The sequence below is a fragment of the Paenarthrobacter sp. NPDC090517 genome (assembly GCF_044769165.1).
Classification (GTDB): domain Bacteria; phylum Actinomycetota; class Actinomycetes; order Actinomycetales; family Micrococcaceae; genus Arthrobacter.
Window position 1 is genome coordinate 277,404 of sequence record NZ_JBIVXN010000005.1, and the last position, 23,035, is coordinate 300,438.

The 23,035-nt window shown below is 63.4% G+C and carries 23 protein-coding genes; 19 read left to right on the plus strand and 4 right to left on the minus strand.

Annotated features, from left to right (window positions below):
- Positions 1-22 precede the first annotated feature (22 nt).
- Positions 23-1,171, plus strand: coding sequence for a WD40/YVTN/BNR-like repeat-containing protein (locus tag ACIQTW_RS16905; protein ID WP_402939136.1), 1,149 nt, complete (start codon positions 23-25; stop codon positions 1,169-1,171).
- A 7-nt stretch (positions 1,172-1,178) separates the two neighbouring features.
- Complete coding sequence (locus ACIQTW_RS16910) at positions 1,179-1,466, plus strand: MoaD/ThiS family protein (RefSeq protein WP_402939138.1); 288 nt, start codon at positions 1,179-1,181, stop codon at positions 1,464-1,466.
- 23 nt (positions 1,467-1,489) lie between these two features.
- On the opposite strand, the gene ACIQTW_RS16915 is transcribed toward ACIQTW_RS16910, so the two are convergent.
- Positions 1,490-1,726 carry a hypothetical protein gene (locus ACIQTW_RS16915; RefSeq protein WP_402939140.1) on the minus strand — a complete coding sequence of 79 codons (237 nt, stop codon included), beginning with the start codon at positions 1,724-1,726 and terminating at the stop codon, positions 1,490-1,492.
- Positions 1,727-1,964: 238 nt separating this feature from the next.
- On the opposite strand from ACIQTW_RS16915, the gene ACIQTW_RS16920 reads away from it, so the two are divergent.
- Positions 1,965-4,685: an FG-GAP repeat domain-containing protein gene (locus tag ACIQTW_RS16920; RefSeq protein WP_402939142.1), complete on the plus strand. Its 2,721-nt coding sequence runs from the start codon at positions 1,965-1,967 to the stop codon at positions 4,683-4,685.
- Positions 4,686-4,822: 137 nt separating this feature from the next.
- Here the strand turns inward: ACIQTW_RS16920 and ACIQTW_RS16925 are convergent, their stop codons facing one another.
- Positions 4,823-6,154 carry an MFS transporter gene (locus ACIQTW_RS16925; RefSeq protein ID WP_402939145.1) on the minus strand — a complete coding sequence of 444 codons (1,332 nt, stop codon included), beginning with the start codon at positions 6,152-6,154 and terminating at the stop codon, positions 4,823-4,825.
- Between the two features lie 204 nt (positions 6,155-6,358).
- Between ACIQTW_RS16925 and ACIQTW_RS16930 the strand changes: the two genes are divergently transcribed.
- From ACIQTW_RS16930 to ACIQTW_RS16985, 12 genes are all read left to right on the plus strand, one after another.
- Positions 6,359-7,129 carry an IclR family transcriptional regulator gene (locus ACIQTW_RS16930; RefSeq protein WP_402939146.1) on the plus strand — a complete coding sequence of 257 codons (771 nt, stop codon included), beginning with the start codon at positions 6,359-6,361 and terminating at the stop codon, positions 7,127-7,129.
- A 281-nt stretch (positions 7,130-7,410) separates the two neighbouring features.
- Entirely contained in the window at positions 7,411-8,325 is a 915-nt protein-coding gene (locus ACIQTW_RS16935) for a shikimate dehydrogenase (RefSeq protein WP_402939149.1), read from the plus strand.
- Positions 8,325-10,202 (plus strand): bifunctional sugar phosphate isomerase/epimerase/4-hydroxyphenylpyruvate dioxygenase family protein, encoded by a 1,878-nt coding sequence (locus ACIQTW_RS16940; protein ID WP_402939152.1) that lies wholly within the window; start codon positions 8,325-8,327, stop codon positions 10,200-10,202. Before ACIQTW_RS16935 ends, ACIQTW_RS16940 begins: the two co-directional genes overlap by 1 nt.
- A 58-nt stretch (positions 10,203-10,260) precedes the next feature.
- The gene (gene pcaH, locus ACIQTW_RS16945) at positions 10,261-11,133 is read left to right on the plus strand and encodes a protocatechuate 3,4-dioxygenase subunit beta (RefSeq protein WP_402939303.1); all 873 of its coding nucleotides are present in this window, start codon (positions 10,261-10,263) and stop codon (positions 11,131-11,133) included.
- A 4-nt stretch (positions 11,134-11,137) separates the two neighbouring features.
- The gene (gene pcaG, locus ACIQTW_RS16950) at positions 11,138-11,752 is read left to right on the plus strand and encodes a protocatechuate 3,4-dioxygenase subunit alpha (RefSeq protein ID WP_402939155.1); all 615 of its coding nucleotides are present in this window, start codon (positions 11,138-11,140) and stop codon (positions 11,750-11,752) included.
- A complete protein-coding gene (locus ACIQTW_RS16955) occupies positions 11,749-13,161 on the plus strand; it encodes a lyase family protein (protein WP_402939158.1) in 1,413 nt (470 codons plus the stop codon). The genes pcaG and ACIQTW_RS16955 overlap by 4 nt, the downstream gene beginning before the upstream one ends.
- Positions 13,154-13,957 carry an alpha/beta fold hydrolase gene (locus tag ACIQTW_RS16960; RefSeq protein ID WP_402939161.1) on the plus strand — a complete coding sequence of 268 codons (804 nt, stop codon included), beginning with the start codon at positions 13,154-13,156 and terminating at the stop codon, positions 13,955-13,957. Before ACIQTW_RS16955 ends, ACIQTW_RS16960 begins: the two co-directional genes overlap by 8 nt.
- Positions 13,954-14,400, plus strand: a complete 447-nt coding sequence (gene pcaC / locus ACIQTW_RS16965; RefSeq protein ID WP_402939164.1) for a 4-carboxymuconolactone decarboxylase — start codon at positions 13,954-13,956, stop codon at positions 14,398-14,400. Before ACIQTW_RS16960 ends, pcaC begins: the two co-directional genes overlap by 4 nt.
- A 78-nt stretch (positions 14,401-14,478) precedes the next feature.
- On the plus strand, positions 14,479-15,693 hold the full coding sequence (locus ACIQTW_RS16970) for a thiolase family protein (protein ID WP_402939167.1): 1,215 nt from the start codon (positions 14,479-14,481) through the stop codon (positions 15,691-15,693).
- A gap of 14 nt (positions 15,694-15,707) precedes the next feature.
- The gene (locus ACIQTW_RS16975) at positions 15,708-16,412 is read left to right on the plus strand and encodes a 3-oxoacid CoA-transferase subunit A (RefSeq protein ID WP_402939170.1); all 705 of its coding nucleotides are present in this window, start codon (positions 15,708-15,710) and stop codon (positions 16,410-16,412) included.
- A gap of 2 nt (positions 16,413-16,414) precedes the next feature.
- Positions 16,415-17,113: a 3-oxoacid CoA-transferase subunit B gene (locus ACIQTW_RS16980; RefSeq protein ID WP_402939173.1), complete on the plus strand. Its 699-nt coding sequence runs from the start codon at positions 16,415-16,417 to the stop codon at positions 17,111-17,113.
- A 74-nt stretch (positions 17,114-17,187) separates the two neighbouring features.
- Positions 17,188-18,009, plus strand: coding sequence for an IclR family transcriptional regulator C-terminal domain-containing protein (locus ACIQTW_RS16985; RefSeq protein ID WP_402939176.1), 822 nt, complete (start codon positions 17,188-17,190; stop codon positions 18,007-18,009).
- Positions 18,010-18,090: 81 nt separating this feature from the next.
- On the opposite strand, the gene ACIQTW_RS16990 is transcribed toward ACIQTW_RS16985, so the two are convergent.
- Together ACIQTW_RS16990 and ACIQTW_RS16995 are read right to left on the minus strand one after the other, a co-directional pair.
- Positions 18,091-18,435, minus strand: a complete 345-nt coding sequence (locus ACIQTW_RS16990; RefSeq protein ID WP_091463973.1) for an iron chaperone — start codon at positions 18,433-18,435, stop codon at positions 18,091-18,093.
- Positions 18,436-18,475: 40 nt separating this feature from the next.
- A complete protein-coding gene (locus ACIQTW_RS16995) occupies positions 18,476-18,874 on the minus strand; it encodes a RidA family protein (protein ID WP_091463971.1) in 399 nt (132 codons plus the stop codon).
- A 137-nt stretch (positions 18,875-19,011) separates the two neighbouring features.
- Between ACIQTW_RS16995 and ACIQTW_RS17000 the strand changes: the two genes are divergently transcribed.
- The 4 genes from ACIQTW_RS17000 to ACIQTW_RS17015 are packed head-to-tail and all read left to right on the plus strand — an operon-like array spanning position 19,012 to position 23,029.
- The gene (locus tag ACIQTW_RS17000; protein WP_402939180.1) at positions 19,012-19,875 is read left to right on the plus strand and encodes a fumarylacetoacetate hydrolase family protein; all 864 of its coding nucleotides are present in this window, start codon (positions 19,012-19,014) and stop codon (positions 19,873-19,875) included.
- Positions 19,876-19,907: 32 nt separating this feature from the next.
- Positions 19,908-20,390, plus strand: coding sequence for a cupin domain-containing protein (locus tag ACIQTW_RS17005; protein WP_179017946.1), 483 nt, complete (start codon positions 19,908-19,910; stop codon positions 20,388-20,390).
- Between the two features lie 3 nt (positions 20,391-20,393).
- Positions 20,394-21,266, plus strand: coding sequence for an acyl-CoA thioesterase (locus ACIQTW_RS17010; protein WP_402939184.1), 873 nt, complete (start codon positions 20,394-20,396; stop codon positions 21,264-21,266).
- Positions 21,267-21,322: 56 nt separating this feature from the next.
- The gene (locus tag ACIQTW_RS17015) at positions 21,323-23,029 is read left to right on the plus strand and encodes an AMP-binding protein (RefSeq protein WP_402939187.1); all 1,707 of its coding nucleotides are present in this window, start codon (positions 21,323-21,325) and stop codon (positions 23,027-23,029) included.
- Positions 23,030-23,035 lie beyond the last annotated feature (6 nt).

Here is a 23,035-nt window from a genome sequence, read left to right on the forward strand (position 1 = left end):
CCCCATACGCACTGATGGTTCGATGGGGTTCATGGCTACTGCAGAGAGTTACGTCATCGCGATCGGGACCAAGAAAGGCCTGTGGCTGGCAACCAGCCCGGACCGCAAGGAATGGTCCCTCTCCGGCCCGCACTTCCTGATGAGCGAGATTCCCAGCATCGGGATAGACACGAGGAACGGCAATACACGAATCATGGTTGGCGTACGATCCGAGCACTGGGGTCCCACAGTGGCCCACTCCGATGATCTTGGCGCCACATGGACCGAGCCCGAGCAGGGCGCCATTAAATTTCCGGACGGCACGGACGCCGCGCTTGAACGCATCTGGCAGATATACCCCGACGCCGACTCCCGACCAGGCGTTGTGTGGGCCGGTTGTGAGCCCATTTCGGTGTGGAAATCAACCGACGGCGGTGAACACTTTGAGCTGAACCGCGGACTTTGGGACCACCCCCACCGCAGCGAGTGGGGCGCCGGCTACGGCGGAGCGGCCGCGCACTCCATTGTGGTTGATCCGTCAGGGGAGAAGGTCCACATCGCCATGAGTACGGGCGGCGTTTACAGATCGCTCGACGGCGGTGCCTCCTGGGAGCCCCGCAACAAGGGAATTTCGGCCTACTTCATGCCTGATCCCAACCCCGAGTTCGGCCAGTGCGTCCACAAGATCGCGGCGGACGCCGCCGTCGAGAACCGTTTGTACGCGCAGAACCATCACGGGGTGTACCGCACGGACGATGGCGGCGAGAACTGGGACTCAATCGCGGACGGGCTGCCGGCGGATTTTGGGTTCGTCATGCTGACCCATCCGCGCCGTGAGGGCACCGCTTGGGTGATCCCGTTGAAAGCGGACGGCGAACGCATCCCGCCGGACAGCAAGCTCAGCGTCCACCGCACGGACGATGCCGGTGGAACGTGGAAAGAACTGCACACGGGCCTCCCGGACCACGAATACAACGCCGTGCTCAGGGACGCCGCTTCTGTGGACACCGCTGAACCTACCGGCGTGTATTTCGGAACCCGCGGTGGGGCGGTGTATGCCAGTGCTGACGAAGGCGAGACATTTACTGAAGTGGCGGCGCACTTGCCGGACGTGCTGTGCGTGCGCGCCGCCGTCGTGGTTGGCATACCGGCAGGCGCTGAAGAAAAAGCCAGCGCCCCGGTGCTTGGGTAGGTCGCTAGTGGCTGACTATACGGTCCTGCTGCCTGGTGTCCTGCAGCCCCTTGTGGGCGGACAGTCCTATCTGACTGCGTCCGCCGACGGGGCTGTGACCGTAGGACAGTTGCTGGACTCGGTAACCGGAGATTATCCGGTGCTTGCCAGGCGTTTGCGTGATGAAACCGGGGCGCTGCGCCGCTACGTGAATATTTACGTGAACGGTGATGAGATCCGGCGTGTGAACGGTCTTGATACGGAGGTTGCGGCTGGCCAGGAGGTTTTGATTATTCAATCCGTGGCCGGCGGCTGAGAGGGGTTTGGGGTCAAGCCGGATCAGGCGACGCGCCAAACACTGCATTCGTCAGTGTTGATTGCTTTCCGCACTCCGGAGGCGTGGTCCATGATCCACACCACGCCGATTCCCGGTGCCGTTTCCTGGACGCGTCCGCGGCGGATCACTACGTCATCGTAAGCGGGCCCTACGGACAGGCGGGCTTCGATCTCGTCTCCACGGTGGAGCTGACTGATAGCACGTATACGTGTTTTGTGAGTGGTGGCTTCCTTCAGCATGGTTTCCTCCTGGCTGGAGCTGGTGCCTGCACTTGCCGGCTACTCCAGTGTGGCGCGGCAATGTTGCCACGGTATTTCGGCCTGGTTAGGGTCCCGTTAGCATTCCGGGATGGTTCGGTTTCCACTTTGTTGGCGACTTTGCCAGCCACGCCTGCCGGGCTCGCTGCCCACCCGGCTGTAGCCTGATCTCGGTTCTTGAGACTCACAGGAACCGCAGGCTCCGTCCCGGGGAGATCAAATGGGTGCGCTTCGGCGATCAATCGCGTTGGCTACAGGCTTGGTGGTGTTTGCTACCGGCCTGTTTTTTGTACAAACACCCGCGACGGCGGTGCCGTTGCCCGGGCCGGACAACCCAAATGTCCAGTTCGTGGAGGGAACCCCGCACTCGGAGCATACGTTCGAGCAGCCGCCCGAGCTCGCCACACCGTTCAACACCTCCCCAGACGCAGGCCCGGCCGCTGCCGGACCAAACGGCGATATCCGCGTTCGGCTGGTCACGGCCAAGCTGGCGGACAACACTAATACGGTGTCCATGACCGGGGCCGAACAGGCAGTTGCCGCGTCCAGCAACTACTGGAAAGCGATGACAGCCAACAAACTTTCCATGACGGTGAACACCAAGGTTGCCGGCCATCAATCCAAGGCGAAGTCCACGGATAGCTACAGCACCATCATGTCCACCATCACCAGCGAACTGAAGTGGACGGCGAGCCCGTATACGGCGCTGGTGATTTTCATTCCTACGTCCACTCTGTCCGGCAACGCCCTCGGAGCCGGATACAGCAGCGGCAGCTACAGTGGCCGCGTCCTCCTTCCGCAGATCAGCGGTTTCACGAACAACGTGATGAGCCACGAGTTCGGGCACGTCATTGGTCTCATGCATGCAGACGCGTTGCAGTGTGGCAGTGGAGCATCGGACGTCGGAGTTGACGTCAACGGACGGTTCACGGATCCTTCCTGCTACATCCGGGAGTACGGCGACACCACGGACATCATGGGGGCAGCCCAATTCGCATCGCCCGTGATCAGCAGCTCGCTGTGGGACTTCGCGGGGCTGGGCCGTGGGGATGAAATCCGCGATGTTGGTGTTGCCACGGGCGCCAAGACCTACACGCTCAAACCTTGGGGCGGAACCGAAGCCCAGCGTGCCGTCAAGTTCACGGATCCCATCAGCAAAGAGGTCTACTACCTGGAGCTGCGGCAGGCAGCCGGCTATGACAGCTACCTCGATGACTCCGGCCGGCCAGCCGGAAACAGGGGCGTCAAGATTGTCCAGCGCGGCGGAGCCACCATTGCTTCGTCCCTGATCCTCATGCCTTCCACCAAGCCGTTCCAGGAACCCTGGTACGCCAGCAAGCACGCATGGCAGGCCGGCAGCACTTTCACCACCTATACCGGCACCCAGGTGACCATCAATTCGGTGTCCACTACGTCGGCGTCGGTCACTATCTTTGCCGATCCCAAGCTCACGGCGAAGATCCGCTTCTCGGCGGGCGACTTCGACGGCGACAGGCTCGCCGATGTCCTCTCCCGCGAGGCTGACGGCTCGTTGATGCTCTACGCCGGCCTGCCCGGCAACAGGCTCGATAACCCCCGCAAGATCGGCTCCGGGTGGAACATCTTTGACGCCATCACGGGTATCGCGGATTTTAATGGCGACGGTCGAGGCGACATCCTGGCGCGCTCAAGCGACGGTGTCCTGTGGCTGTATCCAGGGGACGGGAACAGTGGCTTCCTCGCTAAACGGCAGGTGGGATCCGGTTGGCAGGGCTTCTCGAACCTCATTGGCGTGGGGGATTTCGACGGCGATGCCCGGCCCGACGTCATGGCCACCAAGCCGGACGGCACGCTCTGGCTCTACCCCAGCGATGGCCAGGGCGGCTTCCGGGCATGGTCGCAGGTCGGTACGGGTTGGAACGGCTTCACCAGCATCACCTCCGACGGTTCCTTTGGCGGCGCCGGAGCCGGACTGCTCGCACGGGCAAGCGACGGCACTCTCTACCTGTACCCCGGCAATGGTTGGGGTGGTTTCGCGCCGCGCACCGCCGTCGGAAGCGGCTGGAATACCGTGGGTGACATCGTTGGCGGGCAAGACTTCACGGGTGACACACGCTCCGACGTCCTGACGGTGACATCGGCGGGAACCATGCGCCTCTACCCGGGCAGCGGCTCAGGTTTTGCCGAACGCCTGGCCATCGGGGCCGGGTGGAACCAGTTCAGCCAGGTGTGGGAGGCGGGTGACTTCGACGGCGATGCGGTCGCCGACATCCTGGCCCGCGGCAACGACGGCGTCCTGTGGCTTTACCCCGGCAATGGTTCCGGCGCTTTCCTGCCGCGAGTGCAGGTGGGGTCGGGCTGGGGTGCGTTTAATTCGGTCCTCACTGCAGGCGATTTCGACGGCGATGGCCACCCGGACCTTGTGGCGCGGGCTGCTGACGGAGTGTTGTGGCTGTATCCGACGGATGGTCGTGGTCAGTTCCTGGCCCGTAAGCAGATCGGAACAGGATGGCAGGGGTTCACTCAACTGCTCGCGCCGGGTGATTTCTCCGGTGACGGCAAAGCGGATCTCGTCGCGCGGGCTGCCGATGGAAGCTTGTGGCTCTACCCGGGTAACGGCGTTGGAGGTTTCCAGCCGTGGCGGCAGATTGGCACGGGCTGGAACATCTTCAATTCGGTGATGCAGGGTGGCGACTTTAACGGCGATGGCCGGGAAGACATCATGGCGCGCGGAACTGATGGCGCGCTCTGGCTATACCCGGGCAACGGCAACGGAGGCTTCCTGGCCCGGGTGGGCATGGGCGCTGGATGGAACATGTTCACTTCCTTCGCAGCCTTGGGTAATGCCTTTACCGGCGCGGGCAATCCTTCCGTAGTTGGCGTGACCGGCGACGGGACACTATTCCTGTACGCCGGTACGGGCCGGGGAGCGTTCCAAACGGTGGTACTGGACCCTCGATAGGTCCTGATTTCCGTTGTCCACGCAGCAAAAGCCTCGGGACAACGAAATGCCCGGCAGGTCAGGAAGACGTGCCGGGCATTCCGCGCCCCAGGCCCGGTAACCGGGAAGGAGCTCAGGGATTTCTTAGTGCTGGGTTCTTAGTGAACTTGCTTGTGCAGGCCGAGCTCCGTGGTGGGAGTTTTGGCTGATTCGCGGGCGGTCATGGCCGACACAGCTGCGATCACGCAGATCACCGCGGTGAAGATTGAGATCTGGACCCATCCACCGGGCTTGGTGCCACCCAAAGCTGTGACGATGGCCGGTGCGAAGCCCGCCATGAGGAAGCCCAACTGGGTGCCAATGGCCAAACCGGAAAAACGGACCTTGGTGCTGAACATTTCGCCGTAGAAGGACGGCCATACGGCGTTGGCGGCGGCGTAGCCGAAGGAGAAGAACACCACGGAGACCAGGAACATCAGCGGCACGTTGCCGCCTTCCAGGGTCAGCAGGAACACCGGCGTCATGATCGCGCTGGAAAGGGCTCCGTAGATAAACACGGGCTTTCGTCCGATCCTGTCCGAGAGCATGCCGAACAGCGGCTGCGTTCCCAGGGCAACAACGTTGGCTGCAACCACCAGCCAGAGTGTGATGGTGCTGTTGACGCCGGCAACATCCTGGGCGTACTTGATGGCCAGTGTTCCAAAGACCGTACTCACTGCGGCGATGAAGGCGCAGCAGACTACGCGGAGAACGTCGCGCCAGTGCAGCCTCAGGAGATCGGCAACGGGGAGCTTGGAAATCTCATTGTTCTTCTTGGCTTCTGCGAAGGCCGGCGGCTCGTGGAGGGTGCGGCGGATGAAGAAGGCCACCAGGACAACCACGGCGCTCAACCAGAACGGAATACGCCAACCGATGCCGTACTTGATGTCGTCGGGCAGCGCCACCACCGGGATGAACACCAAGGCAGCGAGGATCTGGCCGCCCTGGGTGCCGGTGAGGGTCCAGGAGGTGAAGAAGGAACGGCGGTTGTCCGGGGCGTGCTCCAAAGTCATGGACGAAGCGCCGGCCTGCTCACCAGCGGCAGAAAGTCCTTGGCAAAGACGGGCGACGACCAACAGGACCGGGGCCCACCAGCCGATGGTCTTGAAGTCGGGGAGGCAGCCAATCACGAAGGTTGCTGCACCCATGAGGACCAGCGTAAACATGAGAACCTTTTGCCGGCCGATCCGGTCACCGAAGTGACCCAGAATCACGGCGCCCACGGGGCGGGCGATATAGGCGAAGCCGAAGGTCGCGAACGACATGATGGCCGCATTGGCATCCGCGGAGGGGAAGAACACGTGGGGGAAGATCAGGGCCGCGGCAGAACCGAAGATGAAGAAGTCGTAGTACTCGACGGCGCTGCCCAGGAAGCTGGCAAGCGCGGCTTTTTTGGGTGTTCCGGCGGTGGTTTCAGTGCCTGGCGTCGCTGACGGCATTGTTTGGCTCATGGGTGTTCCTTCTGTGACGACGATGTCGCGGATCTGGCTTCTGTGGGGAGACCCAAGCGAGGTGCGGCCGGTCGATCCCTCACAAGTAACCACATGGTGAGAGCTACTTGTGTAATACAGCAATAGTGGCTGTGAGTGGGGTCACTTGTCAAGAGAAGTCTCCACCATCTAGAAATAGCTCTCACTATGTGAGAGCATCGAGTTATGAGTGTGAAAGAGGACACAAAGACCGATATGGTCGGCAAGGCCTTGAGCCTGTTGGTATTGCTGGGTAATGAGCCCCGCGGGGCAAGTGCTGCGGACTTGGCGAGGAGTGCGAACCTTCCGTTCAGCACCACCTACCGACTCCTGGGTTCGTTGACCCGTGACGGCTTTGTGGATTACGAGCCCGATGGGCGCCGGTACCACCTGGGCCTGCGCGTGTTCCAGCTTGGCCAGAGGGTCTCCAACCACCATGGCTTTGCTGCCACCGCGCTGCCCGTCCTCCAACGCGTCACCGAGCGCACTAATGAGGCAACCATCTTGTCCGTGCGCGACGGTAATCACCACCTCACTGTGAACAAGGTGGATGGCCCCAAGACCTTCCGCGTCACGAGTGACCCGGGCCATCTTGGCGCACTCCACACCACCTCTGTGGGGAAAGCGATCGTCGCGTTCGAGGAGGAGGTCGAGCGTAAGCGGCTTCTCGAGGAGCTTCCCTTGGATCCGCTCACCGAACACTCCATCACCGACCGCGACAAGTTCCGGGAAGAAATCGAGCAGGTGCGCCGTCAGGGGTATGCCGTGATGGATGAAGAAAACGAGATCGGCATGCGCGCGGTCGCGGTGCCCGTCCTCAACTCGCAGGGCCACGCCTTCGCATCGCTCGCCACTGCGGTGCCGGTCTTCCGCCTCACCATGGAGGAACTCATTGCGCACGTACCCACCCTGCAGGAAGCCGCGGCTGAGCTCGCGGCACGACTGCCCCAGCGATGACCTCCTCGTTGCGGGGCCTGACATGCGCGGCAGACCCCTGGGGTGCACTGCAGAGTAGGCCCCGCAACTTCCGCCGCCTTCGTTGTGAGGCCCGCTCTGCGTGCCAAATGGGCGCCGGAGGGTGTAGAGCGGGCCTCACAACGCACCGCCCGTCGGAATTGTTCGCGATAAGAACAGGCGTGCGGAATATGAACACTTGTAGTAATCTAAATAACACCCGGTCGGGCGGCGCCTCAGCTAGCGCCAAAGACCCGAGGTGCTGAAGTCAAAGGAGCTTTAGGATGAGCAACCGAGCCGAGTCCGTTCTGGTGGGCCTCATAGGCGAAGGCGTCACGCCCTCGCTCACGCCGCCCATGCACGAACGCGAAGCCGACGTGCAGGGCCTTCGCTTGCTGTACCGCCCCCTCGACCTGCTGGAACTCGCATTGCCGGCCACCGCCGTCGGGGACCTCCTCACCGCAGCCCAGCGCATGGGCTTCAACGGCCTGAACATCACGCACCCTTGCAAGCAACTGGTGCTTGAGCACCTGGATGAAATTTCCGACGACGCCCGCAGGCTGGGTGCCGTCAATACGGTCCTCATCCAAGACGGTCGGTTCATCGGCCACAACACAGACTTCTCCGGTTTTGGCGCAGCCCTCAGCAACGGCCTCCCGGATGCGAAACTGGACCGCGTGGTCCAACTCGGCGCAGGAGGAGCTGGTTCGGCCGTCGCGTACGCGCTCCTCAAAGCCGGCGTCAACACGCTGGACCTGGTGGACATGGAGCCATCCCGCGCCGCGGAACGTGCGGCCGAACTCGGCGGACTTTTCCCGGCGGCCACAGTCACGCCGCGCACTCCCGCGGAGCTAAGCGAGATCATGCCCCTGGCCGACGGCCTGGTGCACTGCACGCCGATGGGCATGGCCGCGCACCCGGGCCTGCCCCTCGACGTGGATCTCCTGGAACCGAGCCACTGGGTGGCGGACATCGTGTACCGCCCTATCGAAACGCAACTGGTCCGCGAGGCACGTGCCAAGGGCTGCGACGTCCTCGACGGAGGCCGGATGGCAATCGGCCAGGCGGCCGACGCCTTCCAACTCATCACCGGACGCGAAGCTGATCGTGAACGGATGCGGGCGCACTTCCTGGAGTTGATCGCAGTGGAGGACGCTGCGGCTGCGCGGACCCCCGAGCTGACGAAGGCGGGCAACTGATGCGCACCGGAATCGCCACGGTCTGCCTGTCCGGCACACTGAAGGAGAAGATGCAGGCCTGTGCAATCGCGGGCTTCGACGGAATCGAGATCTTCGAGCAGGACCTCGTCACGTCCCCGCACAGCCCTGAAGACGTCCGGAAAATGGCCGCGGACCTCGGCCTGGGATTGGACCTCTATCAGCCGTTCCGCGATTTCGACGGCGTCACTCCTGAGCTGCTGAAGGCCAACCTTCGCCGGGCCGAGGCCAAGTTCAACCTGATGGAACGCCTTGGCATGGACACTATCCTGGTCTGCTCCAACGTCGCCACGGCCACCATCGACGACGACGACCTCAGGGCCGGGCAGCTGGCAGAACTCGCTGAATTGGCGGGGGACCACGGCGTCAAGGTTGCTTACGAAGCCCTCGCCTGGGGCAAGCACGTCAACGACTACGAGCACGCGTACCGCTTGGTCGAAATGGTTGACCATCCCAACCTCGGCACCTGCCTGGACTCCTTCCACATCCTTTCCCGCGACTGGGACACTGCCCCGATCGAGAACATCAACGCGGACAAGATCTTCTTCGTCCAGGTCGCCGACGCCCCTAAACTGTCCATGGATGTGCTCTCCTGGAGCCGCCACTACCGCGTTTTCCCGGGTGAGGGCCAGTTTGAGCTCGCAAAGTTCATGGGCCACGTGGTCCGGGCAGGCTACACGGGTCCTGTATCCCTCGAGGTTTTCAACGACGTCTTCCGCCAGTCGGACACCGAGCGTACCGCCGTGGATGCGATGCGCTCCCTGATCTGGCTGGAGGAGCAGAGCGCCAAGTGGCTCGCAAGCAGCCCCACAGAAGCGGATGCCGCAGCCGGCAACGGCGGTGCGTCCCGGCGTCGTTATCCCATGGAACTGGCCACGCTGCCCAAGGTGAACGAACCCGCAGGTTTCAACTTCGCCGAGGTCAAGGCGGACGACACCGCTCAGCTGGAGAAGCTGCTGGGCCAGCTCGGTTTTGAATTCGAGGGCCGGCACCGCACCAAGGACGTCCAGCTCTGGACCATGGGCCAGGCCCGCGTGATCATCAACGAGCAAGCGGCATCGCACGCGGAACCTGCTATCGCCGCTTTGGGGTTCGACGTCGATTCGCCAGTGATTGCCTCCGCTCGCGCCCAGCAACTCAAGGCGCCCGTGGTGGCCCGCAAGGTTCAGGCCGACGAGGAAGTCTTCCAAGGCATCTCAGCTCCGGACTCCACCGAGATCTTCCTTTGCCAGGGCAGCCCGGATGGCACAGCTGCGTGGACGCATGAATTCGGCGAAGGGCTGGATCACTTCGCAGCGCCGCAGAACGCTGTCATTGACCACGTGAACCTGGCCCAGCCTTGGCAGCACTTTGACGAAGCTGTCCTCTTCTACACCAGTGCCCTTGCCCTTGAACCGCAGCCGTTCGCCGAGGTCCCCAGCCCCAGTGGGCTGGTTCGCTCGCAGGTCATGGAGACCAGCAACGGAGCGGTCAGGCTGGTCTTGAACCTGGCACCCGCGCAGCAGGCACAAGCAGCCCGCAAAACCTACCAGGAACACATCGCCTTCGCTGTGGACGACCTCGTGGCGACTGCCCGGTCTGCCCGAGATCGCGGCCTCGAGTTCCTGCAGATTCCGGCCAACTACTACGAGGACCTGGACGCCCGATTCGATCTTGAACCCGGCTTCCTGGCAATCCTCAAGGAGTTCAACCTCTTGTATGACCGGGACGCCAACGGCGAATTTCTCCACTTCTACACCGCCACCGTGGGCAGTGTGTTCTTCGAAATGGTGGAACGTCGGGGCAACTACGACGGCTACGGGGCGCCCAACGCACCAGTGCGCCACGCCGTCCAATACGACTCGCTCCACCGGGTTTAGGCCCGTAAACCAACAAGAACCCATAAACCGAAAGGAGCCAGCCGTGCCGCAAGAAAAGATCGCGCAAGTGACTACTGCACAAGCGCTCGAATCCGAGGAACTCGTGCCGCCTGCAGAGGCGCATGCCGCGCACGTTTCCCCCAAGAAGGTGGAAACCCAAGCGGACCTCAGTGCTGAGATGAAAGGCATTAGCGACCGCTACGCCGCGGCCCTGAAGAACGGCCGGGGGCCGGAGACCATGCCCCGCCTGGACTATGCGCCGTACCGCAGCAGCATCCTGCGCCACCCCACCAAGAGCCTGCACCACGCGGACCCGGAGACCATCGAGCTCTACTCGCCCGCATTCGGCCACCAGGATGTCCACGCGCTGGAATCCGACCTGACTATCCAGCACAACGGCGAACCCCAGGGTGAGCGCATCATCGTTGCAGGCCGGGTCCTTGATGGCGACGGGCGCCCTGTTGCCGGCCAACTCGTGGAAATCTGGCAGGCCAACGCCGCCGGACGCTACATCCACAAACGCGATCAGCACCCCGCGCCGCTGGACCCGAACTTCACCGGCGTCGGCCGTTGCATCACCGGTGACGACGGATCCTACAGCTTCACCACCATCAAACCCGGCGCGTACCCATGGAAGAACCACCTGAACGCCTGGCGTCCCGCGCACATCCACTTCTCCATGTTCGGCACCGAGTTCACGCAGCGAATCGTCACCCAGATGTACTTCCCGGGCGACCAGCTCTTCCCGCTGGATCCGATCTACCAATCGATAGTGGACCAGGACGCCCGCGACCGCCTCGTGGCTGAGTATGATCACGAGCTCACCAGCCCCGAATGGGCGCTCGGCTACAAGTGGGACATCATCCTGACCGGTTCCAAGCGGACTTGGACAGAGAACGAAGCATACGGCGACGCCGGGGACGAGGAGTAAGCGCATGACCAAGCTGACACCCACACCGGGCCAAACCGTAGGCCCGTTCTACGGCTACGCACTTCCCTTCAACAAAGACAATGAGCTGCTGGCACCGGGCAGCCCTGGCAGCATCCGGCTCCAGGGCACGGTCTATGACGGCTCTGGCAGCACTATCCCGGACGCCATCCTGGAGATCTGGCAGCCGGATTCCGACGGCAACATTGTTCAGCGCACCGGCTCCTTGGTCCGCGACGGCTACACGTTCACCGGCTGGGGCCGCGGCTCCGTGGGCAACTCCGGCGTGTACACCTTCACCACCGTAAACCCCGGCCCCACGGCTCCCGGCGCTGCAGCCTTCATCTCCGTAGCCGTCTTCGCCCGGGGACTCATGAACCGCCTCTTCACCCGCGTGTACCTGCCGGAAAACGAGGAAGCATTGGCCAACGACCCGCTGCTGCGCTCCCTGGAACCTGAACGCCGCAAGACGCTCATCGCCCGCCGCGACCCCGACGGCGGCCTCACTTGGGATATCCGCCTGCAGGGCGGTGACGAGACCGTCTTCCTGGACTTCCAGCAGGACGGCTCGCTGGAAACCAGCGTCAACGCGGACCATCCTTCAACGGAAAACCAAGCATGACCGACGGCGACTTCGGCCTCCTCAGCCCCGTCTCGGCGTCGCCCGCTGTGGCGGCACTGACGGGCGACCATGCCGTCATCGCGGCAATTCTCGACGTCGAAGCCTCCTGGGCTGCCGTCCTCGAGGAAGCGGGGCTGGTCCCGGCCGGCTCCGCCGCTGCGGTGGCCGAAGCCGCCGATGCCGGCTCATATGACGCAGCTTCTGTGGCGGAACGTGCCCAGGGTGGCGGCAACCCGGTCATTCCGCTGCTCGGCGACCTTCGCGCCCGGGTGAAATCCTTGGACGCCGGCGCGGTAACCGCTGTCCACACCTCGCTGACCAGCCAGGACGTCCTCGACTCCGCCTTGATGCTCCTCGCCAGCCGCACCATCTCTGCGTTGCTGGATAACGTGAAGCGCACGACGACGGCGCTCGCCACCTTGGCCGGAGAGCATGCGGACACGCTGTGCGTGAGCAGGAGCCTGACGCAGCACGCCCTTCCGTACACATTCGGGCTCAGGGCTGCACAGTGGTTCCAGGGCGTCGCGGCTGCGGCTGCTCGGCTGGAGTCGCTTCAGTTGCCGGTTCAGTTCGGCGGAGCCGGAGGAACTCTGGCTTCGGGGACCAAGCTGACTGCGGGATCTGCTTCCACGCCGTTCGATCTGGCTGATTCCCTGGCCTCCCGGCTTGGCCTTGCACCAGCTCCCGCTCCCTGGCACACCAATCGCCTCGCAGTCACAGCCCTGGGGGATGGCCTCGCTGCCCTCCTTGATTCCTTCGGGAAGATCGCCGCGGACCTGCTGTTCCTGAGCCGTCCTGAAGTTGGGGAAGTTGGCGAACCCCTGGCCGCTGGCCGCGGAGTTTCCTCGGCGATGCCGCAGAAGCAAAACCCTGTGCTGTCCGTACTGATCCGTAGCGCGGCATTGCAGGCGCCCGGACTCGCATCGCAATTGCACCTCGCCGCCGCCACCTTCAACGATGAGCGGCCGGACGGTGCCTGGCACAGTGAGTGGCCCGCTCTCCGGCAGTTGCTGGCGTTGGCCTTGGGCGCTGCCGGACACCTCAGTGAACTCACGGAGAGCCTCCGTGTCTTCCCCGATGCCATGCGCCGGAACCTCGAGATCTCGGGACCGCTGCTGCTCAGCGAAGGCGTGACGGCCGCCGTCGCGCCTCTCCTGGGCGAGGAAGGAAAGCAGAAGCTGCAAGCCGTCGTCGACGAAACCCTCAAGGCGCCCACAGGGGAACAGTCCCGCATCTACATCAAGCTGCTGCGCGAAACCGTCCCTGCGGCCAAGCTCTCGGATGCGGAGCTCGAAGCGCTGCTTGACCCCGCGAGCTACCTCGGGGAAGCCCAGGAGATCGGCCGACGGATCCTTGCTTCTTACCCGCAATTCACTGGAACCTCTTCGAAGGGAACCGCCCGTGGCTAAGCCAACTGTGAAGGCCGTGCTGCTCTCCCCGCAGCGCGAACCGGGAACCAATCCGCTCCTTGTGGTGGGTCCGTCGCTGGGTACGTCCACTGTTCTCTGGACCGAAACCGCGGCACTTCTTGGCGATGACTTTGACGTCATCGGCTGGGACCTCCCCGGCCACGGCATCTCGCCGACCGTCACCGAAGGTTTCGATGTGGCGGAACTGGCTGACGCCGTCGTCGATCTCGTTGACTCTGTTTCGCCGGGCGCGAGGTTCCATTACGCGGGCGTCTCGCTCGGTGGGGCCACCGGCCTGCAGCTCGGAATCAAGCACGGTGACCGACTGCTCAGCCTGTCCGTCCAGTGCAGTGGCGCCAAGCTCGGCACACCGGAAGGCTGGCTGGAGCGCGCGGAAACGGTGCGCAAACTCGGCACCCCTGTCATGATCCAAGGCTCCGCCGAGCGCTGGTTCGGTCCCGGTTTCATGGACCGCCAGCCGGAAATCAGCAGCCGGCTCCTGCACGCCCTACGCGACGCCGACCGCTTCGGCTACGCGTTCTGCTGTGAAGCCCTCGCCGTGTTCGATGTCCGCGAGCAACTCAACAGCATCACCGTCCCCACGCAGGTGATTGCCGGCGTCGAGGATTCGGTAGCGCCGCCGTCCATGGCTGAAGCTGTTGCCGCTGGCATCAGCGCCGGAGGCGGTACTGCCCAGGCGGTGGCACTCGACGGCGTCGCCCACCTTGCGCCTGCCGAGGCGCCGGCCGCTGTGGCTGATTTGATGCGCACCTTCATGAAGGAGAACGGACGATGAGCACTTCTTCCCCCGATAGCTTGGCCCGGAATGGCGCAGTCCAGCCCGACGCCACCGCCCAGGACATTTACGACGCCGGCATGGTGGTCCGCCGCGAAGTGCTGGGCGCCGCTCACGTGGACCGCGCCAACGCCGGCAAGGATTCCTTCACTGAGGACTACCAGGACATGATCACCAGGATTGCCTGGGGCGGCATCTGGACGCGGCCCGGCCTGAACCGGCAAATGCGCTCCGCTGTCACCCTCACGGCGCTGGTGGCGCACGGTCACTGGGAGGAGCTGGCCATGCATATCCGGGCAGCCCTCAACAACGGCCTGAGCAGGGACGAAATCAAGGAAATCCTGCTGCAGACCGCCATCTATTGCAGCGTGCCGTCGGCTAATTCGGCCTTCAAGACGGCCCAAAAAGTATTCGCCGAAATCGACGCCAACGAACCCAACTGAGTCGCAGTTAAGGCCGTTTTCAGCGTTTAGAACGGCCTGAACTGCGACCTGGTTGGGCAGAGAGAACAAGGAAAACCCATGAATCAGGCTTTCGTGTACGACGCCGTGCGCACGCCCTTTGGCAAGTTCGGCTCCGGACTTGCTGCTGTCCGCCCGGATGACCTTGCCGCTCACGTGGTCCGCGAATCCGTTCGCCGGGCGCCGGGGCTGGATGTTGAGCGGATCGACGAGGTGGTGTTCGGCAACGCCAACGGCGCCGGCGAGGAAAACCGCAATGTCGCCCGCATGGCTACGCTGTTGGCTGGTCTCCCGGTCTCCATACCGGGCACCACGGTGAACCGTCTTTGTGGTTCCTCCCTGGATGCGGCGATCATTGCCTCCCGCCAAATCAATGCAGGCGATGCCGAACTCATGCTGGTGGGCGGTGCCGAGTCGATGTCGCGTGCGCCGTGGGTGCTGCCGAAGACGTCCAAGCCCTACCCGGCCGGTGACATGACACTCGCGTCCACCACTCTGGGTTGGCGCCTGGTGAACCCGGCCATGAACAAGGACTGGACCATCTCCCTTGGCGAGGCCACGGAGCGGCTGCGCGAGAAGTACGGCATCACGCGGGAACGCCAGGATGCTTTTGCGGCGGATTCGCATAATCTGGCCGATGCGGCGTGGAACGAGGGTTTCTACGATTCGTTGGTGACACAGGTTCCGGGCACTGACCTGGTCCGGGATGAGGGCATCCGTGCCGGGTCTTCGGCTGAGAAGCTTGCGGGATTGAAGACGGTGTTCCGGCCTGAGTCTTCGGGGCCCGACGGCGGCACGGTCACCGCCGGGAATGCCTCGCCTTTGTCTGATGGTGCTTCGGCGGCGTGGATCGGTACTGAGAACGCCGCTGGGGTTCTGGGCTTGGACCCGTTGGCGCGCATCGCCGGTCGTGGTGCGCACGGCAATGATCCCCAGTTCTTCGGCTTCGCCCCAGTGGAGGCCGCGAACAAGGCCCTCGCGAAGGCGGGCATCGGCTGGGACCAAGTTGGCGCCGTCGAACTTAACGAAGCGTTCGCCGCGCAATCGCTGGCGTGCATTGACGCGTGGGGGATCGACCCCTCAATCGTGAACCAGCATGGCGGCGCGATCGCCATGGGCCACCCGCTGGGCGCTTCCGGTACGCGCATCCTCGGCACGCTGGCCCGTTCCCTGCAGGCCTCAGGCCAGCGCTGGGGCGTCGCAGCGATCTGCATCGGCGTGGGCCAAGGCCTGGCCGTGGTGCTCGAAAACGTCACTGCCGGCGCGTCGGCATAGAAGGGTAAAGGCTCATGCTGAATTTCATTGACACTGTTGGCGAAGCTGTCGCCGGCATCAAGGACGGGTCCACCGTGATGATCGGCGGGTTCGGCAACGCCGGGCAGCCGTTCGAACTGATCGACGCCCTGATGGACTGCGGGGCGAAGGACCTCACCGTGGTGAACAACAACGCCGGCCAGGGCGATCAGGGGCTCGCGTTGCTGATCAAGGAAGGCCGGGTGCGCAAAATGATCTGTTCCTTCCCGCGGCAGTCCGATTCCTGGCATTTCGACGCCAAGTTCCACGCCGGTGAGATCGAGCTGGAACTCGTTCCGCAGGGCAACCTGGCCGAGCGTATCCGTGCCGCGGGTGCCGGTATTGGCGGGTTCTTCACGCCCACCGGATACGGCACCACGTTGGCTGAGGGCAAGGAAACCCGTTTGCTGGACGGGAAATGGCAGGTGTTTGAGACCCCCATTCACGCTGACGTCGCCCTGATCAAGGCACTCAAGGCCGACGGCAAGGGCAACCTTGTCTACCGCAAGACCGCCCGTAATTTCGGGCCCATCATGGCTGCCGCGGCCAAGCACACCATCGTGCAGGTCTCGGAAATCGTGCCCACCGGTTCCTTGGACCCTGAGAACGTGGTGACCCCCGGAATTTACGTCAACAGCGTGGTCCGCGTGGATTCTGCCGGGCCAGCCGATTCTGCTGACTCAAACAAGAAGGTGGCCTGATCATGAGCACCCAAACCAGCATCCAGACGTCAGAGAAGCCGCTGGGCCGCGACGAACTTGCCCAGTTGGTGGCCCGCGACATCGTCCCCGGCTCGTTCGTGAACCTGGGCATCGGCCAGCCGACACTCGTGTCCAACTACCTCACCGAGGAACAGAACATCACGCTCCACACGGAGAACGGAATGCTCGGCATGGGCCCGGCAGCCCTTGGGGATGACGTCGATGGTGATCTAATTAACGCCGGCAAGATCCCCGTGACCGAACTGCCCGGAGCCTCCTACTTCCACCATGCTGACTCGTTCGCGATCATGCGTGGCGGACACCTGGACATCTGCGTGCTCGGTGCGTTCCAGGTCTCGGCCACCGGTGACCTCGCGAACTGGCACACCGGCGCCCCGGACGCGATCCCCGCAGTGGGTGGCGCAATGGATCTCGCAACAGGTGCCAAGGACGTGTTCGTCATGATGACTTTGTTGACGCGCGAGGGTGTGTCCAAACTCGTGGAACAGTGCACCTACCCGCTCACGGGCGTCGGTTGCGTCACCCGCGTGTACACGGACAAAGGTGTGTTCCTCACAGGACCCGACGGCGTCACCGTCCGCGAGACCTTCGGCTGCACGTTCGAGGAAATTCAGGAGCTCGTGCCCCTGCCCCTGAAGAAAGCAGAGTGGGCCCCGCAAGTTACGCGCTCCTTGTTGTGAGGCCCGCTTTGCGGGGTATTTCGGGAACTTAGCCTGCAGAGTAGGCCCCGCAACGCAATCTAGGATTGGTAACCATGACCGATTCCGCACTTACCCCAGATTCCCCAGTAACCCCGCAGGCCAGCGACCAGTATGTTCAGTCGTTGGCACGGGGTCTGGCCGTGATCCGGGCGTTCGACGCGAATAACCCGGTGATGACCCTCAGCGAAGTCGCAGCCCGCACGGACCTGACGCGCGCCACAGCCCGGAGGTTCCTGCATACCCTGGTTGAGCTCGGCTACGTCCGCACCGACGGCAAGACCTTCGCGCTCACGGCCAAAGTGCTGCAGCTTGGTTACTCGTACTTGTCGGCGTTGTCCCTGCCGCAGTTGGCACAGCCGCACTTGGAACAGTTGAGCCTGAAGCTGGGGGAGTCGACGTCCGCCGCGGTCCTGGACGGTCCGGACATCTTCTACGTGGCCCGCGTCGCCACGCGCCGGATCATGAATGTGGGGATCACCGTGGGCACGCGATTCCCGGCTTACGCCACATCCATGGGTCGCGTCCTGCTGGCCGGTTTGCCGCAGGCCAAGTTCGAGGCCTACCTCTCGACGGCGGAACTTACGCCGATCACGCCGCGAACCGTCGCCAGCGTTCCCGACTTGAGGGCCGCCGTCGAGCATGTCCGTTCGCAAGGGTGGTGCCTTTTGGACCAGGAGCTGGAGATCGGGCTGATGTCCATTGCAGCGCCGGTGTGGAACCACAACAATGGGGACAACGTGGCCGCGATCAACGTGTCCCTGCAAGCTCAGGCAGTCGCGTCCCAGCCGAACCCGGTGAAGTACCTCGACGCCGTGCGCCAGGAAGTGGTCGCGACGGCCAACGCCATCTCGCAGGATGTTTCCGCCAAGCACTAACCCACCCAAGTAGGTCGCAGATCATGCCGTTATGAGGGCTCAAAACGGCCTGAACTGCGACTCAGTTGGGTCCGGACGGGACTATTTCCGGATCGCTGCCAACCGCGTCTCCAGGATCCGCCGCACCATGGAGTCCGGCACGGGATTATCCGCAGAAAACCGCAGCGTTCCCGGCGACCACGAATAACCCCCAAGCTCCTCCGACATCTCCGGGAGGATCTGCCCGCTGAACGGGTACAGGGCCAGGTGCTTTGTGGTTTCCTGCACGCTCAGGAAGCCCTTGCCATCAACCAGCAGCGCGGGCATTCCGTAGCTGATGCCTTCTTCGGCGTCGGGGGCCAACTCGCGGGCGATCCCCACAATCCGCGCCAGAATCGAGCGGTTGGCCTCGCTGACGCCCTCAAGATATTCGGTGACGGTTCCCATAGGGACATGCTTCACCACGGGCACCGCAAGGGCCAGAGGTTTAGCGTTCCGGAATCACCGCGATGCCCTGGATTTCGATCAGGGCCTCTTTCTGCCAGAGGCGCGTGACGCCGATGCCGGCCATTGCGGGGTACTGCGAGCCCGCCATTTCCCGCCAGATTCGTCCGATTTCGCGGCCGTTCGCCATGTAGTCGTCCACGTCGGTGAGGTAGATGGTCACGTTGACCAGGTCTTCGGGCTCTCCGCCGGCCTCCCGCAGGGTGGTGATCACGTTGGAGAACGCCTGCGTGAACTGCTCCACGATCCCGCCGGGAACGATGTTCATGTTCTTGTCCAGGGCAGTCTGCCCGCCCAGGAAGACAGTGTTTCCGGCAAGGATGCCGTGCGCGAAGCCCGATGGCTTGGGCAGCGATTCCGGGTTGATCGTCTGGTGGCTCATGCTGTTCCTCCTCGTTGTGGCAGCTGCAAAAACTTTTGGAAAGCCTCTGTGCAGATCATTTCCGCCGTGCTACGTTGAGCATATGTGACGATCGTAAAAAAGTCGACACATCACAAAATCTCGAAGGGAACCCCGCAATGAAACTAGCCACCTTGCGCACGGCCGGCGGAAGTACGACGGCGGCACTCGCCACTGGTGCCGGCTCCTACCTCACGTTGCCCGCCACTGACGTGGGGGCCCTCCTGGCTCAGCCGGAGTGGCGGTCGGTCGTCGAGAAGGCAAAAGGGGCTGCCGCGTCCAAGGAGCAGAAAATCATCGCGGAAGCCGAAGCCCACCTCGCACCGCTCCTTCCCCGCGCCGGCAAAGTCATCTGCTGCGGACTGAACTACGGTGACCACATCCAGGAAATGGGACGCGAGCTTCCCGAGTACCCCACCCTCTTCGCCAAATACGCTGACACCCTGGTGGGAGCAAACGACGCCGTGGAAGTCCATGGCAGTGGCCGCGTCGACTGGGAGGCCGAGCTCGCCGTCGTCGTGGGTTCTGAACTGTTCCGTGCGGACGAAGCCCAGGCGCGTGAGGCCATTGCCGGCTACACAATTGCCAATGACGTTTCCATGCGCGACTGGCAAAACCGGACCCTGCAGTGGTTCCAAGGCAAAGCCTGGGACGGCACCACGCCCGTAGGCCCGGTGATGGTCACGGCCGATGAAGCCGGTGAACATTTCGATGTCCGCGGCTACGTCAACGGCGAACTCGTGCAGCAGGGGAACACCAGCACTTTGGTGTTCGGTCCGGCGCAGCTGCTCTCCTACATTTCACAATTCACCACCCTTCGCCCCGGCGACCTCGTCCTCACCGGAACGCCTGGGGGAGTGGGGATGGGAATGACTCCGCCGCGCTTCCTCAAGGACGGCGACGTCCTCACCACCGAAATCGACGGGATCGGCCGGCTTGATAACCAGTTCCGAATCCACGCACCAGTCCCGGCAAACGCCTAAGAGCCCCACACCTCGCTAAAAGGAGAGACCCAATGAGCCAGACCACCACCGAATACCGCCTCGAAGGCGACAACTCCATCTACGCCCAGGCTGACGGCAAGGTTGTCCCTGTAGTCACCCGCGCCGGTGCAGAAGACACCAACACGGCTCAGTCCGGCGATTGCATCCGCGTCTCCGGCGTGAGTATCCAGCACACCCCGGCAACCAAGATCTGGTTCGGCCAGGTGTCCAACACCCCGGGCTACCGCTCACTCCCGCACCACCACGGCGAGGCAGAGACCGGTGGCTACGTGCTTCGCGGTCACGGCCGGATCTATTTCGGTGAGAACTACTCAGAGTTCATCGACATGAAGGCCGGCGACTGGGTATTCGTTCCGCCGTTCATGCCCCACGTGGAGGCCAACATGTCCATCACCGAAGAGCTCGTCTGGCTCACCGCGCGCACGCCGGAGAACCTCGTGGTCAACCTCGAAGACGTCGCCGACGAAACCCTCGCCGACTACCGCCGGGCTTAAGCGATGATTACTGGAACCCTGACCTCCGAAACCTTCCTCAAGGCCGTTGAACTCACGCCCGCAACGGCCGAGGTTTTCGACGAAGCCTATGAAGCAACCACCCAGTATGTGCCGTGGCCAAAAGCCTATGGTGGTGACATGGTGGCACAGGCTGCGGCCGCAATGATGCGGTCCGTTGATGCTGACAGGACTCTGCACTCGATGCACAGCTACTTCATGCGTCCGGTGGATATCGGTTCCAGTGTCCGCTACGAAGTGGAGCGTCTGCGCGACGGCCGCGGGTACTCCACCCGTACGGTCCGTGGTTACCAGAACGGCAAGCCCGTCTATGCAGCCATGGGTTCGTTCCAGGTGCCCGAAAACGGTCCGGACTTCCAGCCTCAGGCCCCTGCCGCCGTCGAGCCTGAATCGCTGCGCACCGCTGCCGAAGCGTTGAGCGGAACGGACGGTCCGGCTGCGGACTACTGGTCCACGGGCCGCAGCTTCGATATGCGTCATATTCCAGGGCCGGTATATATCGAACTCGAGGGCGGATCGGTGCCCCACCAGGCAATCTGGGTCAAGGCCTTCGACGCCCTGCCTGACGACGCCGACCTCCACCGCACAGCGCTGGCTTACGTCTGCGACTACACAATTTTGGAGCCGCTGCTCCGGGTGAACGGACTCAATTGGTCCAGCCCGGGACTCGCCACCGCCAGCTTGGACCACTCGATGTGGTTCCACCGCGACGGCCGCGCCGACGACTGGGTGCTCTACGCCCAGGACGCTATCTCCGGTCAAAGCAACAGGGGCCTCGCCATGGGCCGCTTCTTCGATCGGCAAGGAAGACTCCTGGCTACGGTCGCCCAAGAAGGCATGATCCGGGCCGGCTCCTAAGCAGTTTGACCCCAACCCCAATCCGCTTCAACGACGCACCACTGAAAGGAACGGCCATGAGCATGATGCCATCGGCCCACGTGGACACGTTCACCCGCGACCACCTGCCGCCCGCCGATACCTGGCCTGCGCTTGAATTCACCCTTCCCGAACTGAACTACCCGGAACGGCTCAATGCTGCTGCGGTACTGATCGACGACGGCGTCGAACAGTACGGCGCGGACAGCCCGGCCCTGCGGACCCCGGACGGCGTTGTCTGGACCTACGGCCAGCTTCAGCAGCGCTCCAACCAGGTGGCCCAGGTCCTCACCGAAGATATCGGTGTTGTGCCGGGCAATCGCGTCTTGCTGCGTGGGCCCAACAACCCATGGATCGTCGCTGCCTGGCTCGGCGTGCTGAAGGCCGGTGCGGTGGTGGTCACCACCATGCCCATGCTGCGCTCCAACGAAGTCTCCACGCTGATCCAGCTCACCAAGCCGGTGGTGGCCATCTCTGATCACCGCTTCGTGGACGAGCTCAGGGTCGCGGCGGGGGACCAGGTTAAGGTCCTGACGTACGGGTCCGGTAACGGGTCCGACGACGACGATCTCACCTCCCGCTGTGGGCAAAAAAGCGGCGTGTTCACGGCTGTGGATACTTCAGCCGACGACGTAGCGCTGCTGGGTCCGACGTCGGGCACCACCGGTGTGCCGAAGGTGACCATGCATTTCCACCGGGACATCCTGGCCAACGCGGACACCTTCGCACGCTTCATCCTTGAGCCAACGGCCGATGACGTCTTCGCCGGTTCGCCGCCCCTGGCTTTCACTTTCGGGCTGGGCGGCCTGGTGGTCTTCCCGCTCCGTTTCGGTGCATCTTCGCTCCTGACTGAGAAGGCCGGACCAGTGGAACTGGCGGAGCACGCGGCAGCGGTTGGTGCCACGATCCTCTTCACTGCACCCACTGCGTACCGGGCCATCCTGAAGGAGAAGCGCGGCGACCTCCTCCGCGGCCTCCGCGTTGCCGTCTCTGCTGGAGAGCACTTGTCCAAGGAGACCTGGGAAGCTGTCCGGGAGGCTACCGGCCTGCGTCTGGTCAACGGAATCGGTGCTACTGAGCTGCTGCATGTGTTTATTTCCGCTGCCGGCGATGACATCCGTCCTGGAACCACGGGGCGCGCTGTTCCAGGGTTCAGGGCCACCATCCTGGACGACGCCGGCAACGAACTTGGCCCGGGCAACATTGGCCGACTGGCCGTGATCGGCCCTACAGGGTGCCGCTACCTCGACGATGCCAGGCAGGCAAACTACGTAGTCGGGGGCTGGAACGTCACCGGCGACACGTTCGCCATGGACGCCGACGGATACTTCACCTACCAGGCCCGCTCGGACAACATGATCGTCTCCTCCGGTTACAACATCGGTGCACCCGAGGTTGAAACGGCCATCGATCAGCACCCCGACGTGGTGGAAAACGCGGTCATCGGAGTTCCGGACGAAGAGCGTGGCAGCATCGTCTGCGCTTTCGTCGTGTTGCGCGAAGGCATCACCGGCGATGCCGCGAAGCGCAAGGAAATCCAGGACTTCGTAAAGCAGGCCATCGCCCCGTACAAGTACCCCCGGGACATCCGCTTCGTCAACGAACTGCCACGCAATCCCAGCGGCAAACTCCAGCACTTCAAGCTCCGCGACGGCCTTCTTTCAGAGAATGCTGCGACCACCCCAATAGAGAACGCCGCGGCAAGCACCGAACAACTTACCCCTGCCGGCCAGAGCCAGGCCTGAGAAGGA

What these genes read in the sequence shown, in the direction of transcription:
- ACIQTW_RS17000 (WP_402939180.1), top strand. Translation starts at nt 19,012, where the DNA reads ATGAAACTAGCCACCTTGCGCACGGCCGGCGGAAGTACGACGGCGGCA.
- ACIQTW_RS16915 (WP_402939140.1), bottom strand. Translation starts at nt 1,726, where the DNA reads ATGCTGAAGGAAGCCACCACTCACAAAACACGTATACGTGCTATCAGT.
- ACIQTW_RS16985 (WP_402939176.1), top strand. Translation starts at nt 17,188, where the DNA reads ATGACCGATTCCGCACTTACCCCAGATTCCCCAGTAACCCCGCAGGCC.
- ACIQTW_RS16955 (WP_402939158.1), top strand. Translation starts at nt 11,749, where the DNA reads ATGACCGACGGCGACTTCGGCCTCCTCAGCCCCGTCTCGGCGTCGCCC.
- ACIQTW_RS16930 (WP_402939146.1), top strand. Translation starts at nt 6,359, where the DNA reads ATGAGTGTGAAAGAGGACACAAAGACCGATATGGTCGGCAAGGCCTTG.
- ACIQTW_RS16975 (WP_402939170.1), top strand. Translation starts at nt 15,708, where the DNA reads ATGCTGAATTTCATTGACACTGTTGGCGAAGCTGTCGCCGGCATCAAG.
- ACIQTW_RS16970 (WP_402939167.1), top strand. Translation starts at nt 14,479, where the DNA reads ATGAATCAGGCTTTCGTGTACGACGCCGTGCGCACGCCCTTTGGCAAG.
- ACIQTW_RS16925 (WP_402939145.1), bottom strand. Translation starts at nt 6,154, where the DNA reads ATGAGCCAAACAATGCCGTCAGCGACGCCAGGCACTGAAACCACCGCC.
- ACIQTW_RS16990 (WP_091463973.1), bottom strand. Translation starts at nt 18,435, where the DNA reads ATGGGAACCGTCACCGAATATCTTGAGGGCGTCAGCGAGGCCAACCGC.
- pcaG (WP_402939155.1), top strand. Translation starts at nt 11,138, where the DNA reads ATGACCAAGCTGACACCCACACCGGGCCAAACCGTAGGCCCGTTCTAC.
- ACIQTW_RS16940 (WP_402939152.1), top strand. Translation starts at nt 8,325, where the DNA reads ATGCGCACCGGAATCGCCACGGTCTGCCTGTCCGGCACACTGAAGGAG.
- pcaC (WP_402939164.1), top strand. Translation starts at nt 13,954, where the DNA reads ATGAGCACTTCTTCCCCCGATAGCTTGGCCCGGAATGGCGCAGTCCAG.
- ACIQTW_RS16995 (WP_091463971.1), bottom strand. Translation starts at nt 18,874, where the DNA reads ATGAGCCACCAGACGATCAACCCGGAATCGCTGCCCAAGCCATCGGGC.
- ACIQTW_RS17005 (WP_179017946.1), top strand. Translation starts at nt 19,908, where the DNA reads ATGAGCCAGACCACCACCGAATACCGCCTCGAAGGCGACAACTCCATC.
- ACIQTW_RS16920 (WP_402939142.1), top strand. Translation starts at nt 1,965, where the DNA reads ATGGGTGCGCTTCGGCGATCAATCGCGTTGGCTACAGGCTTGGTGGTG.
- ACIQTW_RS17015 (WP_402939187.1), top strand. Translation starts at nt 21,323, where the DNA reads ATGAGCATGATGCCATCGGCCCACGTGGACACGTTCACCCGCGACCAC.
- ACIQTW_RS17010 (WP_402939184.1), top strand. Translation starts at nt 20,394, where the DNA reads ATGATTACTGGAACCCTGACCTCCGAAACCTTCCTCAAGGCCGTTGAA.
- ACIQTW_RS16935 (WP_402939149.1), top strand. Translation starts at nt 7,411, where the DNA reads ATGAGCAACCGAGCCGAGTCCGTTCTGGTGGGCCTCATAGGCGAAGGC.
- ACIQTW_RS16980 (WP_402939173.1), top strand. Translation starts at nt 16,415, where the DNA reads ATGAGCACCCAAACCAGCATCCAGACGTCAGAGAAGCCGCTGGGCCGC.
- ACIQTW_RS16905 (WP_402939136.1), top strand. Translation starts at nt 23, where the DNA reads ATGGGGTTCATGGCTACTGCAGAGAGTTACGTCATCGCGATCGGGACC.